This window comes from Photobacterium carnosum, from assembly GCF_021236965.1.
In the GTDB taxonomy this organism is placed as follows: domain Bacteria; phylum Pseudomonadota; class Gammaproteobacteria; order Enterobacterales; family Vibrionaceae; genus Photobacterium; species Photobacterium carnosum.
The window spans coordinates 25,449-41,823 of record NZ_WMDN01000011.1; the positions used below are offsets into that span (position 1 = coordinate 25,449).

Sequence of the window (16,375 nt, forward strand, 5' to 3'; positions counted from 1 at the left end):
ATAATGTCTCTTCGATTACGAAAGCGCCTTGGCGATCTTCTTGTTGATGCTAATATTATTACTCAAAATGATCTTGATTTAGCATTAGAAAAACACCAACAAACGGGCAGAAAACTTGGTGATACGCTCATTAATATGGGCTTTTTAACCGAAACAAAAATGCTACAATTTTTGGCTCAACAATTAGGGATTGCTTTAGTTGATTTGACTAAGGTTGATATTGATCGCGATAATATTTCTTTATTATCCGAAGTGAATGCGCGTCGTTTACGGGCATTAGTTCTAGGACGACAAGGTGACACTGTTCGGGTTGTGATGAGTGATCCTGCTGATTTAACTTCCCAAGAAGCGGTGTTTGATCTACTTCATGATTATCGTGTTGAATTAGTTATCGCTCCTGAACGTCAATTACTGGCTGCTTTTGATCGCTATTATCGTCGAACCAAAGAAATTGCTTCTTTTGCTGAACAGTTGAAAGCTGAGCACCAATCAGATCAAGGTTTTTCTTATGGTATGGAAGATACCGATAAAGAAAAAGTAACGGTTGTTAAGTTAATTAACTCGTTGTTTGAAGATGCGATCCAAGTAGGAGCGTCAGATATTCATATTGAACCGGATGCCGATGTGTTGCGTATTCGGCAGCGGATTGATGGGGTTTTACATGAAACTTTATTAAAAGAAAGTAGTGTTTCTGCCGCATTAGTATTACGCCTGAAATTAATGAGTGGTTTAGATATATCAGAAAAACGGCTACCACAAGATGGTCGTTTTAATATCAAAGTAAGAGACCATTCGGTTGATGTTCGTATTTCTACCATGCCGATTCAACATGGTGAGTCGGTGGTAATGCGATTATTAGATCAATCAGCTGGTATTCTCAGCCTTAATGAAATTGGTATGCCTGCCGATTTAGTAGAACGTTTTCGTCGCCAATTAAAACGACCACATGGAATGCTATTAGTCACAGGACCAACAGGTTCAGGTAAAACGACGACACTTTATGGCGCTTTAAATGAATTAAATAAGCCAGGTAAAAAGTTGATCACGGCTGAAGATCCGGTGGAATACCGTTTACCACGAGTTAATCAGGTTCAAGTAAATAATCGTATTGGTTTAACCTTCTCTTCTATTTTAAGAACATTTTTACGTCAAGATCCTGATGTGATTTTAATTGGTGAAATGCGCGATCAAGAAACCGTTGAAATTGGTTTGCGAGCGGCATTAACTGGTCACCTTGTTCTTTCAACACTACACACCAATGACGCTATCGATAGTGCATTGCGAATGATAGATATGGAAGCGCCGGGTTATTTAGTGGCGAGTTCTGTTCGAGCCGTATTAGCACAGCGTTTAGTTCGTCGTATTTGCCCTGATTGTATAGAAGATGATGTGTTAGAAGAAAGCCAATTAATATGGATAGAAACGCGATTTCCTGCGCATGAAAAACAAATATTCAAGCATGGACGTGGTTGCCATAGTTGTAATTTCAGTGGGTATAAAGGTCGAATTGGGGTGTTTGAGTTACTTGAGATGCGTCAAAATATGATGGATGCATTACGAGAAAATAATGCCGTGCTTTTCACGCAATTAGCCCGAAAAAGTGAAGGTTATAAACCATTAATTGAATCAGCCATGGAATTAGCATTATCAGGTAAAACCTCGATTGATGAAGTCTTGATACTTGGTGAAGGCGACATACTTGATGATCTGTAAAAATAGAGGCTAAGCAATGGCTGTATTTAGTTATCGAGGGCGAACCGATAGAGGCCAGCTTAAACGTGGCACGATTGAAGCATCTAATGAAAATAGTGCTGCTGATTTATTATTGCGCCAAGGCGTGATCCCGTTAGATATTAAAGAAATAAAAGTGAGCGCTAAATCATTTGATTTAATGTCATTATTTCAATCACAGTTACCTCTTGAAGTGCTGGTGATTTTTTGTCGGCAGTTATATAGCCTTACTAAGGCGGGTGTTCCTTTATTGCGAGCATTTAATGGTTTATCGCAAAGTACAACCCATACCTTGTTAAAAGAAACATTAGCGGCCGTAACATTAGATTTGACCAATGGTCGTGCGTTATCAGCATCGATGCAACAACATCCACGGGTTTTTTCTCGCCTGTTTATCTCGATGATCCATGTTGGTGAGAATACTGGACGGCTAGATGAGATTTTGCTGCAATTGGCAAATTATTATGAGCAAGAGATGAAAACACGCCGTCAGATTTCTTCTGCGATGCGTTATCCAACGTTTGTTATGATGTCGATTGTTATTGCGATGGGAATATTAAATACCAAGGTGATCCCGCAGTTTGCTTCTATGTTTTCACGGTTTGGGGTTGAATTACCACTACCGACTCGTATTTTAATTGGCACCTCTAATTTCTTTGTTCATTACTGGTTAGCAATGATACTTGGCTCTATAGCGGTGTGGTTTGCTATCCGTTTATGGCGTAATACGAAAAAAGGCCAAGAAAAGTGGGATTATTGGCGGTTACGTATGCCGATCACCGGTTCAATAGTTAATCGTGCTCAAATGGCGCGTTTTTCACGGACTTTTGCATTAATGCTTCGAGCGGGTGTACCGTTAAATAGCGCTATTCAAATGTCTGCCGAATCATTAGGTAATGCTTTTCTAGAAAAACGCTTAATTGATATGAAAACGGGAATAGAAGGTGGTAGTAGTATTGCTCATATGGCGCGACAATCAGACGTTTTTACGCCCTTAGTGTTACAGATGATTGCAGTCGGTGAAGAAACGGGTCAAGTGGATGATTTACTATTAGAAGCTGCTGAATTTTATGATCGCGAAGTTGAGTATGATTTACAAACATTAACTGCCAGAATTGAACCGATTATGCTGGTTGTGGTTGCGGGTATTGTATTGATGCTTGCATTAGGTATTTTCTTACCTATGTGGGGGATGCTTAATGTCGCTCAACATGGATAAAATGAAATCTGAAGCACGTCTAAAAAATATGGCTTGGGCTGCCGTTATATTATTACTTATTAGTGTACTGTTATATAAGTGGCAGCAACTTGAGTATGAAGCAGAAGATATTCAGCTTATATTAACCCAAAAGAATCTTTACCAAGGTGCTGTAAACTTAAAACAACAATGGGAAATGAATAATAAACCATCACATGATTATATTGATGGCATTGATTTTCAATATACCCAATTAGGCTGGCCGATTGTAAATATTGATAATAAACTTAATTGTGAAAAGTTATGGTTATTACTTACCAATAAAATTAATTATAGTAGTCATAATGAATATTTATACGTTAAGAATAGTAGATTAATAGCTAAAAATCATTGTACTTATATGATTAATAATAAAGCATTGGCAATTTTTTATATTGATGGCAAAATACACATCGTGATTTAATATTGTTGTTTTATATAGCAATAAAGAATAAATTTGAAGTAACCAATTGATACATTGTAATAAAGTATTAAGTGGTTATCGACTTTAGTCATTTAGTGAATAAGTGATTTAAAAAGGATTTAAAATGAAAAAACATAATGGCTTTTCATTAATAGAACTTGTCGTTGTGATTATCATTTTAGGAATATTAGCCGCCACTGCGTTACCTCGATTTATGAATATTACCGATGCTGCAAAAAAATCAGCCATTGAAGCAATGGCAGGTGGGTTTGCGACTGCAGTTATTTCAGCTCGAGCACAATGGGAAGCTTATGGTCGCCCGGTCGATCATAGCAATAATAATATTGTTAATTATGATGGTACTGAATTTAAGTTAACCAATGTTGATCAACAAAAAAACATTCGCATGGGTTATCCTTTTGCATTAAACAGTAGTAAAACTTTGAATGTATTAGATATTACCGCTAACGATTGCGTAGATTTGTTAGAGGAGTTAATGCAAAATCCGCCATTAGCAATAATATCGAAAAATACAGTTGCAGATGGTAAGGCTGAGTTTTATGTCACTGTTGAAAATGTAAAAATTAAAGATATTAATGGTATTAACCCTCAAGGGATTATTACTGAAGCAAAACAATGTCGCTATTATCAATTAGCGTCGGCAAGTAAAAACAGTGCGGGTGATGTTAATCCATTAGCTGGACATTCGTTTACCTATAAACCGACATTAGGTCGTGTTGAAGTCGATTTACAACAAAAACAAAGAGAGAAATAGTATGAAGCGTCAAAATGGTTTTACATTAATTGAATTAGTAGTTGTGATTGTTATTCTGGGTATTTTAGCAGTAACAGCTGCACCTAAATTTATGAACCTACAAGGTGATGCACGTAATGCATCTCTACAAGGCTTGAAAGGTGCTATTCAAGGTGCAGCAGGCATTGTGTATGGTAAATCAGCCATTGAAGGTCAAGAATCAGTATTTCCAGGTGAAGTTACTGTAGATGGTAATCCACTTCCGACCGTTTATGGTTACCCTGCTGCAACATCAGCTGGTATCGGTGCAGCAGTTTCGGGTATTAATGGTGACAATGGTGATTTTGTTGCTGTAAAAGGTACTGGTACATCACCTGATGCAGGACAGTCAATTCAATTTACATTTAAGAATTATGCTGACCTTGCATCTGTACCAAAGAATTGTTACGTAACTTATACAGCGCCTGCAACATCTGGTGCAACACCAACAGTTACTTTAGATGCAAATGCATGTAAAACTGAAGATAAAGCTAACTAAATAAATAATAATTAAGATGTTAGATTAAAATTAAAGGCACTGAAAAGTGCCTTTTTTTATATAAAACCTGATAAATTAAATAAACATATCAATAATTAGGCGGCGAAGTGAAGTCACAACAAGGTTTCTCCCTTATTGAACTTATCATGGTGATCATCCTTATTGGGATCCTCAGTGCCACGGCTGCTGCACGTTTTTCAGGGAGAAGTGAATTTGATGCCCAGATCACCCGCGATCAAGCAATATCACTTATTCGTCAGCTTCAAATTTCAGCCATGAATGGTGATAGCCAACCACTAACGGTTGAATCAAATTGTCTTGGTGTGTGTGATGCTAACCGTCAAGATGCTAATAACAGCTTACGCTATCAACAAACGCACACCACTTTCTCAATACAGCCCTTGAACCGTAGATCCTCGTCGTTATTTTTTAATTTACTAGGGCAACCGACAGTCAGTCAGTCACCAACGGCTGCGCTTAGTTGTGCATCTGGCTGTACAATTACAATAACGGCCAAAAATAACCATCAAGCCAGTATTTGTATTAATAGCCAAGGTTATATTTACAAAAAAACCGATGAGGCGTGTTCACAGTGAATCTTTATCATAAAGCAAAAGGTTTTACCCTTATCGAAGGGATCATCACTATTGTTTTATTAGCCATCGCAATGATCACCTTGATCAGCTTTTTGTTTCCTCAAGTTGAACGTTCAGCGCTCCCTTATTACCAAGCCCGCTCGGCGGCGATGGGTGAAGCAATACTTAATCAAGTGCTGGCGCGTCAGTTTGATCAAAATTCAGATCCTAATGGTGACAGTGTTTATCGTTGCGGTGAGAATGATCAAAAGGGTCAGCTTATTAATTGCTCTGCAATCGGTTCTAATCCAAATCCCGTGACATTAGGACCTGATGGTGAACTTGAAAAATCACAACCACAATATTCAAATGATGTTGATGATTTTATTGGTTGCTGGGGGACAAAAGAACAGTGTCAAGGATATAAAGATCTTCATACTATTGATCGGAGTAAATATCCCAATACATTAATGGCTCTTATCCCTAGTTCTGATAATGCTAAATATAAACATATTTTTGCGGTAATTAATGTTGAATATGATCGCCCTGATCTTGCTGCATTAAAAAAACAATCACAACCTAAACCCTATTTAAAAAAGATCATTGTGACAGTGAATGCTGGGCGTTATGGTAAGTATGATTACATTGCCTATAAAGGGAATTATTAATGCGTAACCACAACAAAGGTTTTACCTTATTAGAAATGGTGATCGCAATGGTGGTGCTGTCGATCATCATGATTGGTATCGGTAGTTATATTGCGTTGGGTGTGAAAGGTTATACCAATACGATAGATCGTGAACGATTACAGTCGCAAGCCCGTTTTTTAGTGGCGAGAATGACTAAAGAGATCCGCCATGCTGCACCTAATAGTTTAATCGTTGGGGATCGTTGTATTCGTTTTTATCCGATTGTGAGTTCTGCGGTCTATTATACGGATTTACCCAATAACAATGATGAATTAAATATCTCTCCATTTGATCCTGATAATACTGATGTCTGGAAATTGAATACAGACTGGAATGTTGCTGTGGGTTTTGCGTCAGCAGAACAATACCAAGATAATAATGTTGTTATGTCGGGTGCAGAAAAAGATACCTCTCCTGAGAATAAAGGTATGTGGACATTATTGTTAAAAGATTCAAATATAATCACTACCTCATCACCCGGTAAGCGACTTTATTTATATCACGATCAAATTAGTTATTGTCAGCTTGGTAATACTATTGTTCGTAAAGTAAATAATAGCGATGGGGTGTTAATGGCAACCAATATTATTGAGTTTATGCCCAAAGTACAAGCCGCCGGATTAAATAGTAGTGCGATAGCATTAATTGGTATTAAATTTAGCGATCCAAAGACCAATGAAATTGCGAATTATAATCACAGTGTGCAGGTGTTAAATGTATTGTAATCATTATACTAAACAGCGCGGCAGTGGCTTAATGATAGTATTGTTTGTGATTGTTGTGATGGGCTTTATGGCTATGGCGATGACAAAAATAGGCGCTTCAAGCCAAATCATGACCACTAAAGAAGTACTTGGCACTCGTGCATGGTTTACTGCTAATTCTGGCAATGAAGTGGTGTTAACTAAGTTATTTCCATTGGGTGATCCGCGAGTGAGTAATGCTGCTGCTTGTGAATTATATTCTCAAACAGAAATAAGAACAATGATGCCAATATTCCAACAAGGGTGCAAAATAATAAGTATGAACTGTGTACCGGCAATGATAAATAAAACCCATGAATATAAATTAACAACTACTGCAACATGTGGTAGTGGAAAGGTTGCCATGACACGTACACAAGAAGTATGGGCAAAGGGATTAAAATGATTCGAATTTATTCTATATTTATTATTTTCATAGTGTTTATTTATTCTCAATTAACTTTCGCAGAATCAAATATACCAAACTTTTATTTTGATCAAATATCAATAGGTGATAACTCTTGTTTAATGAGTCACAATGGCTGTTCAATTAGTATTGAAAAACCATTAAAAGATGTAAATGGTAAAATCATTAACTATATTCCGGTAGAATTTAAGTCTCAACCTCTTATTTTTGTCATGCCTACTATCGATTATGGCTCTGGTGATTTTATAGGCCGTGATGCTCCAGCAACTCTACGTATTACTAGTATATCTAGAAGTAGTGATGGTGGATATAAATTTACGGTTAAACAAGATATTGCTAATTATAATGATGAATTTCTAAATTTAGATGGGCATAATTCTTCAGTTTATTGGTATTACTGGAGTGAATATCAAGAGATTATCAGGAATAATATTAATTCTGAAAGTGAAATAAAAAATAAAAAATCTAGAAAATTTAAAAATTTAGAGAGTAAGCATATCACATCTGAAAATAAGTTATGGGGAAACGTTCCATTTTCATTGTATGTTAAACCCATGCCTCTGATTACTTATTTTGCTATTGAACCAGGTACAATTGATCTTGCTGGAAAAGGGAAAATAATTGCAGGTACGGTTTCTCTAACTAAATTTATTGATTCGAAAACCTCATTATATAAAGGTAGTGTTTTAAATAAAAATAAATTAAATAACTTAATTGACTCTCAGTTAGTAAAAACAATTTCTAATGATGGTTTTTCTTCTAATATGGGGATCATTATTAATGAACAACCTAATAATAGTAATCGATGGGTAACACCTTATTCTATTATTTATAATGGTAATACATATATTGGGTTAGATGGTTCTGAAGTCAACACTAATAATAATATAAAAGCAATTAATATTGCTTATTTACAAGCTGAAGGAAAGGGAGTTTTTAAAGGATTAAACTTCATACTTGGACGAGGAAATACAAAAAACACATTACAGAATAATTTGGTTTTTCCTGACTCAGTGACAAAACCAGTAGAAGAAGAATGTAATGCCTATATGGATATAGATAATACTTCGTTTGATTTTTCTGATTTAGTAAATAAACCGTTAATGTTTTTAGCATCAAAAAATTCTCGAAAAGGTTCAAATGGTGGTTGGTTACGTTTATGTAATAGGACAAATAGCGGGCAATCACTTCAAGTTAGTTTTGTTAATGATGAAGATCTAAATGAAAGAAATGTACGTTCTATTGAACGAAAACATCATGATGAAAGTGTTGGTTTTATGGCTTTTCAACGTCAAGTGTCTGAAACTACATGTAGTTTATTCCCTGGTCCGATTCAAACATGGCAAGGAAACACATCTGGAACATTGAAAATAGAACCTAAAATCATCATTAAAGGCGTGCCATTCACCCATGGTGAAAAACGTATTGGTTTCGATCATATTTATTATGGTAGTAACCCAACATATAAGGCTTGTAATGGATATATTTGTGAGCCAGAAGGTCCGTTGGCGAATAAAATAAACCTAGGTGATTTTCCTACAAATGATGATGGTAATTTAAATAATCAAGGAAATGTTAATAAGCTTCATAATAAGAAAATTTATTTTTTTAATATGATAAATTTAAATAATAAAAGGATTATATTTCCAAATGGATCTATTGTTCATGCGAAAAATTTAAGCATGGTAAGTTCTTCTCTTAGATCTGAGTCAAATAATCCAGATGATTTGATAATTTATATTCATGATAAGCCAAGTTCGGGGCATGCATGGAGTGAAATTAATAATGGTAGTACTATTACTGCTCTTATTTATTCAGAACGAGAGATAGACATTTCTAATGGTAATATTGAGGGGTGTAGTAATTATGAAACATGTCCTGAAGTATCTCGAATTAATGGTGCAGTAACAGCAAAAGCTATTAATGCTCATGGTAATTATAAAATGATAGGTGTTGAAATTAATGGCCAAAGTTCTTGTTTTGCATCTACTCCTAACTATACCCTTACATTATCCCCTGATATAACATCAACACTTTGTGACAGTAAAAATATCACCTTTAATGTTAATTCTACGAATAGTGATACTTATAATGGTACGGCCTCGTTTACTTTAACTTCTACAAGTAGTGGTGAGTGGTCAACAACAAAAGATTTTACTTCTGGAGTTACTAAATTTAACAGTGGTAGTAATACATACAAAAACAAAATTGATATTAAAAATAATAACGCAACTATTTGGTTGCGTAGTGATGGTGTTACGACGGTTAATATTAATGCTAGTGTTGAAAATAATACTGTAACAGCTACAGGACAGTATCAATTTTCTATAGCTGATGATGTTTATTTTAGTATGACAAATAAACAAGAAAATATTATTGCAGGAAAAACATTTAATACGACGATTACTGCAAAAATTTGTGGAATTGGAAATAAAGCAAAAACGTTAACTCAATATTCAGGTCCGAAAATTTTAGATTTAAAAACTGATTATATTCAGCCAACAACACCAGCTTTTGATTTATCAAAAACACCAATTAAAGTTGAAGTTATTACAGGAAGTGCTACTAGGGCTACAGATTATTTAGATATTAAATTTGATAAGGGTGTTTCTTCAAAATTAACATTGAAATATCGTGAAGCGGGAGTGATAAAATGGCAGGTGACGGATCCTAACTATACTTTTGAAAAAATACAATCATCAGGAAAAAAGAGACGTTTAACGAAATCCATAAGTATTAATGGCGTATTGGATATTAACTCTCGCCCGTGGACGTTTGCTATATGTCCGCTAACGTTTAATGGTAAAAATAAATATGATAATGCAAGCGGTACCTCTAATGGTGGTGAAGCTTATACTGCCGCAGGCAAACCATTTGATATTGTCGCTAAACCTTTAATTTGGCAAAGCGGTGATTCTACTTCAGAAAGTGCAATGATCGATGTATCTAAGCAGACATATTGTAATCGGCCTATAACTCAGAACTTTTTTGCTACAGAGGCCCCATCTTTAAATGGTGGTGTCATACTATCTGAAGATGGTTTAGATTCACCTAATAATGGTCAAAAGGGAGTGTTTTCAAGTCAACCTCAAACCGATAATAGTCAGCAAGAATTTAATGGTTTACTAATCGCAGACAATTCGTGGTCAGAGGTTGGTAGTCTATGGGTAAAAGCAAATTTAAATAATTATTTGGGAATGAAGGTCAATCCAAGTCGTCGTCATATTGGTCGTTTTTATCCAGATCATTTTATGATGGTGAATGGGGATGTTAGAAATGCTCATAATGAATTATCACCATTTACTTATATGGGGCAACCATTTACAACATCTTTTACTATTGAAGCTCAAAATAAAGATAATCAGCCAACAACAAATTATGGATTATTTAATGAGAAGCTTAAACAATCGATGGAAATATTGGCAAGAAATCAAGTTTCTAATGCTTGGTTAACTTCAAGATTAGATCAATCTAATTTGTCCGTTGATTGGGAGAAGAATTGGAATAATGCTACTTTGTCTGTTAGTTCTGAACCTTTAACCTTTAAGCGAAAAAATATTAAGACTAAAACAACAATAGCTGATGGACCTTATGACATTGCGTTAGGTATTCATGCTCTTCCTTTAGAAAAATGTCCTTTTGATGGATGTCCTACCTTTAAGGCAGATAAAGATCATAATGTTTGGTTTTGGAAAAAACATTTGACGGATGCGATTAATCAACGTGCTGCCGAAATTACAGGTTTGATCCATAGTCGCTATGGCCGTATGGCACTACAAGATGCTGCGGGTGATATTGGTAAGTCATTAACGATTCCATTATGGATTGAGTATTGGAACGGCGCTGAGTTTGTCACTAATAGCGATGATTCCGCTTCAACATTTGATGGGGCTAATTATTGTCGTCAAATATTAATACAAGAACCCGCGCCTCATATGCCCAATAATCCAACAACGTCTGGTGCTGGCAAGGTTAATTTAGGTCAATCATTGTTTAGCCAGTTAATGGCGAATCCTGATGGTGATTTTAAACAGCAAATTCGTTTTTGGCAGCGATTATCAGCATTCACTAAGCCAACCCAAATAGCTAAGACGCCGAAAATTTATTGTAAAGATAGCGCATCAAATCAACCATGGCTAAGTTATAACTGGCGTGGAATAGGCGATGAAGACCCATCAGCAACGGTAACCTTTGGGGTTTATCATGGTAATAATCGCATTATTTATCGTGGAGAAACAAATGATGCAGGTCAGTCGATTCCGTATCTAAATTATCAGTAATGCGTGTTTCATATAAGGGTTGATATTTAGAATAGATTTTAATTCTGATGTTAAGGTTGGTCGTAATATTTTAAAATATCGATATAAAAAGGCCTCAATCAACCCATAGCGTAAATAAATTGCGTGTATAGACGCGGTTTCGCGATCCAGATCTTGTTTCACTTAGGTGCACTTGATACATTGAGTTCAATTTACGATTTTTTAACGCTTGCAGGAATAGCTGAAGACTATGTTTAAGAAGCTTCGTGGCATGTTTTCCAATGACTTGTCTATTGACTTGGGCACTGCCAACACCCTTATTTATGTCAAAGGACAAGGAATTGTTCTTGATGAACCCTCTGTTGTGGCTATTCGTCAAGATCGCACTGGGGCAACCAAAAGTGTTGCTGCAGTAGGTCATGATGCTAAACTTATGCTTGGTCGTACACCAGGTAATATTGCCGCAATTCGTCCCATGAAAGATGGCGTTATTGCCGATTTTTACGTTACTGAAAAAATGCTTCAACACTTTATCAAACAAGTGCATAACAATAGTTTTTTACGTCCAAGCCCACGTGTATTAGTGGCTGTGCCTTGTGGATCCACCCAAGTTGAGCGTCGTGCGATTCGCGAATCTGCTCAAGGTGCTGGTGCGCGTGAAGTTTATCTTATTGATGAGCCAATGGCAGCGGCAATTGGTGCAGGTATGCCTGTATCTGAAGCTACGGGTTCAATGGTGATCGATATCGGTGGTGGAACGACTGAAGTTGCGGTTATTTCATTGAATGGTGTGGTGTATTCATCATCAGTTCGTATTGGTGGTGATCGTTTTGATGAAGCTATTATTAACTATGTTCGTCGTAATTACGGCAGCCTAATTGGTGAAGCAACCGCAGAGCGTATTAAACATGAAATTGGTTCGGCTTATCCTGGTGATGAAGTCCTTGAAATTGAAGTCCGTGGACGTAACCTTGCAGAAGGTGTTCCTCGTAGCTTTATATTGAATTCCAATGAAATTTTAGAAGCATTGCAAGAACCGTTAACGGGGATTGTGTCTGCTGTTATGGTTGCGCTTGAACAATGTCCACCAGAATTAGCCTCTGATATTTCAGAGCGTGGCATGGTATTAACCGGTGGTGGTGCATTATTACGTGATCTTGATCGTCTACTCACCGAAGAAACAGGTATTCCTGTTGTTGTAGCAGAAGATCCATTAACGTGTGTAGCGCGTGGGGGCGGTAAAGCGCTTGAAATGATCGATATGCATGGTGGCGATCTCTTCAGCGAAGAATAATACCATCATAGGATCCTAATTAAACAGGTTATAGTGTTATATGAAACCTATATTTGGCAGAGGTCCATCTCTGCAATTACGCCTGTTTCTTGCCATATTATTATCGGCTAGCTTAATGCTAGCCGATAGTCGTCTTGGTGCTTTTGCCAATATTCGTTATTTATTGAATTCGGCGGTCGCACCGCTGCAATATGCTGCCAATTTACCGCGTGAAATGTTAGATGTTCTACGTGGGCAATTCAGTTCTCATCAACGATTATTGACAGAAAATAAAGCATTAAAACGTGATTTATTAGTCATGAAAAGTAATGTGTTATTACTCGATCAATTACAGCAAGAAAACCAGCGTTTAAGAGAGTTACTTGGTTCTCCATTTGTGCGTGATGAACGTAAAATGGTGGCTGAAGTAATGGCCGTTGATTCTGATCCTTATAGTTATCAAGTGATGATAAATAAAGGTCGTGTTGATGGTGTTTATGAAGGCCAGCCTGTGATCAATGATAAAGGTATTGTCGGCCAAGTCTCTTATGTCGGTGCGCATAATAGCCGCGTGTTATTGCTCATTGATCCTACTAATGCGATTCCAGTTCAAGTTGTACGTAATGACATTCGTGTTATTGCTACTGGTGGTGGGCGTAATCATCAGATTTTATTGGAACATGTTCCAAGTAGTACCGATATTAAAAAGGGTGATCTACTGGTGAGTTCTGGGCTTGGAGGACGTTATCCTGAAGGGTATCCTGTGGCTCGTGTAACATCATTTACGTTTGATAATAAACGTCCATTTGCACAAATTACGGCAAAGACGACAGTCCAGTTTGATCGTTTACGTTATCTCTTATTAGTATGGCCAACCGATCGTTCTAAAATGAAAGTTAATACAGTCGTTGCTGACGGTAAGCCGATAATGACAGCGGTTACACCTATTGATACGGTTGATCCTATAATATTGAATATGCCATCAGCAAAACCAACGGATCTTGTCGTGCCAACACCGAAGAAGGTAAATAATGCCAACCAATAAAGCACATGGCCGAATCTGGATTTGGTTGTCATTTTTATTTGCATTAGTGTTGCAAGCCGTACCATGGCCGGGAGAACTTGAACCCTTTCGGCCGTCATGGGTAGTATTAGTGACGTGTTATTGGGTGTTAGCATTACCGCATCGCGTCAACGTTGGTACAGCCTTAGTGGTCGGCTTATTATGGGATTTAACTTTAGGTTCAACACTGGGTGTTCGTGGCCTGATGTTGTCAGTGATTGCTTATATTATTGCACTCAATTTTAGAGTATTACGTAATTTATCATTGTGGCAGCAAGCAATTATCATCGCGTTATTATCTTTAGCTGCTAAATTAATTGAATTCTGGGCTGAATATTTAGTTTCAAATATTAGTTTTTATCCGCAGCAGTTCTTGGCAGTGTTATTAAACTTTATATTATGGCCGTGGCTATTTTTATTGCTGCGCCGAATTCGACGTAAATTAGCAATTTGTTAGTAAAAATAAATTTTATAGGGGGAGCCAATAGGCATCCCCCTTTGTTCTTTTGGCGCAAAAATTACGTAATCATTTAATACGCTAATATTTGATAATAGCTCACTTAACAGCAGACTATTTAATAAAGGATCATTATGACTTCTCTTCAACTTTATCTTGCCTCTGGATCACCACGTCGAATGGAGCTTTTAACTCAACTTGGTTATAACTTTGAACGCATAGTGGTTGATGTCGAAGAATGTCATCAAGCTGGAGAAACGGCGGCACAATATGTGCAACGATTATCACGAGATAAAGCTTTTGCGGGTGTAAAAGCGGCGAATAATGACATTCCCGTACTGGGGGCTGATACTATTGTTGTAGTAGATCAACAAATTCTAGAAAAACCAGTCGATTTTGAGGATGCTGCGCGTATGCTGAGGTTATTATCAGGAAGGCAGCATCAAGTGATGACGGCTGTTACTTTAGCAACACAATCGCACAGTGAAACATGTTTAGTTACCACCCAAGTGTGGTTTAAAACTTTGTCAGATAACGATATTAAAAAATATTGGCACAGTGGTGAACCGCAAGATAAAGCAGGAAGCTATGGCATTCAGGGAATAGGTGGCAAATTTATTACCCGTATTGACGGCAGTTATTATGCTGTGATGGGGTTACCGTTAGTGGAAACCGACATCATGGTTCAAGATTTTTTAAAATTATAAGTAGAGGCAACCATGGGCATTGAGCTGCTAATAAATGTCACGCCGAGTGAAACGCGTGTCGCAATGATTGAAGGCGGTATTTTGCAAGAGATTCACATTGAACGTGAATCAAAGCGAGGTATTGTTGGCAATATTTATAAAGGACGTGTTAGTCGTGTCTTACCGGGAATGCAGGCTGCATTTATTGATATCGGTTTAGATAAAGCGGCATTTTTACATGCGTCAGATATTGTCCCGCATACTGAATGTGTGGCCGAAAATGAAAAGAAACAATTTAAAGTCCGTGATATCTCAGAGTTAGTCCGTCAAGGACAAGATATTGTGGTGCAAGTGGTTAAAGATCCATTGGGAACTAAAGGTGCCCGTTTAACGACGGATATTACTTTGCCCTCACGTTATTTAGTGTTTATGCCTGGTGCAAGTCATGTCGGTGTATCACAACGAATTGAATGTGAAAAAGAACGCGATCGTTTGAAAAAAGCAGTGTCACAACACTGTGATCACCTAGGTGGGTTTATTATTCGTACCGCCGCAGAAGGTGCAGATCCGGATGAAGTGGCACAAGATGCGGCATTTTTAAAGCATCTATGGCGTAAGGTGATTGAGCGTCGTGCAAAATATAAACCACGTTCAATGTTATATGGTGAACTTGGATTAGCGCAGCGTATTTTACGTGATTTTGTTGGTACTCAAATTAATCATATTCAAGTCGATTCACGGGTTGCGTTTGATAAACTTAAAGAATTCACTGATGAGTTTGTGCCTGAGGTTACCGAAAATATTGAGTATTATTCTGGTGACCAACCTATTTTTGATCTTTATGATACTGAAGCTGAAATTCAACGTTCGCTTGATCGTAAAGTAGAAATGAAATCGGGTGGGTATTTGATTATTGATCAAACCGAAGCCATGACCACTGTTGATATTAATACTGGGGCATTTGTTGGTCGTCGTAATCTTGATGAAACCATTTTTAATACCAATATTGAAGCGACTAAAGTGATTGCTCGCCAGTTACGGTTACGTAATTTAGGTGGCATTATTATTATCGATTTTATTGATATGGCATTAGAAGAGCACCAACGTCGCGTCTTACAAGCGTTAGAACAAGCACTTTCGTTTGATCGCGTTAAAACAAACGTTAATGGTTTTACTCAGCTTGGATTAGTTGAAATGACCCGTAAGCGTACCCGTGAAAGTATTGAACATGTATTATGTAATACTTGCCCCTCTTGTGAAGGCCGAGGTACCGTTAAAACGGTTGAAAGTGTGTGTTATGAAATTCTACGTGAAATAACCCGCGTTAATCGCGCTTATGATGCTGACCGATTTGTGGTCTATGTGTCATCTTCTGTTGGTGATGCTCTAGCGGGTGATGAGTATCATGCTCTGGCTGAGCTAGAAGTATTTATTGGTAAGCAAGTAAAAATCAAACCAGAGCCGCTTTATACTCAAGAGCAGTTTGATGTCGTTATGATGTAATGTACCTAGAGAGGAA

At 37.1% G+C, this 16,375-nt stretch carries 15 protein-coding genes; all 15 read left to right on the plus strand.

Annotated features, from left to right (window positions below):
• Positions 1–3 precede the first annotated feature (3 nt).
• The 15 genes from GLP24_RS11650 (at position 4) to rng (ending at position 16,359) form a co-directional block, all read left to right on the plus strand.
• Positions 4–1,713, plus strand: coding sequence for a GspE/PulE family protein (locus tag GLP24_RS11650; RefSeq protein WP_232616049.1), 1,710 nt, complete (start codon positions 4–6; stop codon positions 1,711–1,713).
• Between the two features lie 16 nt (positions 1,714–1,729).
• Positions 1,730–2,950 carry a type II secretion system F family protein gene (locus tag GLP24_RS11655; RefSeq protein WP_152653855.1) on the plus strand — a complete coding sequence of 407 codons (1,221 nt, stop codon included), beginning with the start codon at positions 1,730–1,732 and terminating at the stop codon, positions 2,948–2,950.
• Positions 2,931–3,392 carry a hypothetical protein gene (locus GLP24_RS11660; RefSeq protein ID WP_152653856.1) on the plus strand — a complete coding sequence of 154 codons (462 nt, stop codon included), beginning with the start codon at positions 2,931–2,933 and terminating at the stop codon, positions 3,390–3,392. The genes GLP24_RS11655 and GLP24_RS11660 overlap by 20 nt, the downstream gene beginning before the upstream one ends.
• A 124-nt stretch (positions 3,393–3,516) precedes the next feature.
• The gene (locus tag GLP24_RS11665) at positions 3,517–4,167 is read left to right on the plus strand and encodes a type II secretion system protein (RefSeq protein ID WP_232616050.1); all 651 of its coding nucleotides are present in this window, start codon (positions 3,517–3,519) and stop codon (positions 4,165–4,167) included.
• Position 4,168: 1 nt separating this feature from the next.
• Entirely contained in the window at positions 4,169–4,684 is a 516-nt protein-coding gene (locus GLP24_RS11670) for a type II secretion system protein (RefSeq protein WP_232616051.1), read from the plus strand.
• A 107-nt stretch (positions 4,685–4,791) separates the two neighbouring features.
• Positions 4,792–5,280, plus strand: a complete 489-nt coding sequence (locus tag GLP24_RS11675; RefSeq protein ID WP_232616052.1) for a type II secretion system protein — start codon at positions 4,792–4,794, stop codon at positions 5,278–5,280.
• The gene (locus tag GLP24_RS11680; protein ID WP_232616053.1) at positions 5,277–5,927 is read left to right on the plus strand and encodes a type IV pilus modification PilV family protein; all 651 of its coding nucleotides are present in this window, start codon (positions 5,277–5,279) and stop codon (positions 5,925–5,927) included. The genes GLP24_RS11675 and GLP24_RS11680 overlap by 4 nt, the downstream gene beginning before the upstream one ends.
• A complete protein-coding gene (locus tag GLP24_RS11685) occupies positions 5,927–6,673 on the plus strand; it encodes a PilW family protein (protein WP_232616054.1) in 747 nt (248 codons plus the stop codon). The genes GLP24_RS11680 and GLP24_RS11685 overlap by 1 nt, the downstream gene beginning before the upstream one ends.
• Positions 6,663–7,097 carry an MshP protein gene (locus GLP24_RS11690; RefSeq protein WP_232616055.1) on the plus strand — a complete coding sequence of 145 codons (435 nt, stop codon included), beginning with the start codon at positions 6,663–6,665 and terminating at the stop codon, positions 7,095–7,097. Before GLP24_RS11685 ends, GLP24_RS11690 begins: the two co-directional genes overlap by 11 nt.
• Positions 7,094–11,398: a DUF6701 domain-containing protein gene (locus tag GLP24_RS11695; RefSeq protein ID WP_232616056.1), complete on the plus strand. Its 4,305-nt coding sequence runs from the start codon at positions 7,094–7,096 to the stop codon at positions 11,396–11,398. Before GLP24_RS11690 ends, GLP24_RS11695 begins: the two co-directional genes overlap by 4 nt.
• A gap of 229 nt (positions 11,399–11,627) precedes the next feature.
• A complete protein-coding gene (locus GLP24_RS11700; RefSeq protein ID WP_101768491.1) occupies positions 11,628–12,671 on the plus strand; it encodes a rod shape-determining protein in 1,044 nt (347 codons plus the stop codon).
• Between the two features lie 40 nt (positions 12,672–12,711).
• The gene (mreC, locus tag GLP24_RS11705; protein WP_232583885.1) at positions 12,712–13,695 is read left to right on the plus strand and encodes a rod shape-determining protein MreC; all 984 of its coding nucleotides are present in this window, start codon (positions 12,712–12,714) and stop codon (positions 13,693–13,695) included.
• Positions 13,682–14,170: a rod shape-determining protein MreD gene (mreD, locus tag GLP24_RS11710; protein ID WP_101768493.1), complete on the plus strand. Its 489-nt coding sequence runs from the start codon at positions 13,682–13,684 to the stop codon at positions 14,168–14,170. Before mreC ends, mreD begins: the two co-directional genes overlap by 14 nt.
• A gap of 134 nt (positions 14,171–14,304) precedes the next feature.
• Positions 14,305–14,877, plus strand: coding sequence for a Maf family protein (locus GLP24_RS11715; RefSeq protein ID WP_232583886.1), 573 nt, complete (start codon positions 14,305–14,307; stop codon positions 14,875–14,877).
• A 12-nt stretch (positions 14,878–14,889) separates the two neighbouring features.
• Positions 14,890–16,359 (plus strand): ribonuclease G, encoded by a 1,470-nt coding sequence (gene rng, locus GLP24_RS11720; RefSeq protein WP_101768495.1) that lies wholly within the window; start codon positions 14,890–14,892, stop codon positions 16,357–16,359.
• Positions 16,360–16,375 lie beyond the last annotated feature (16 nt).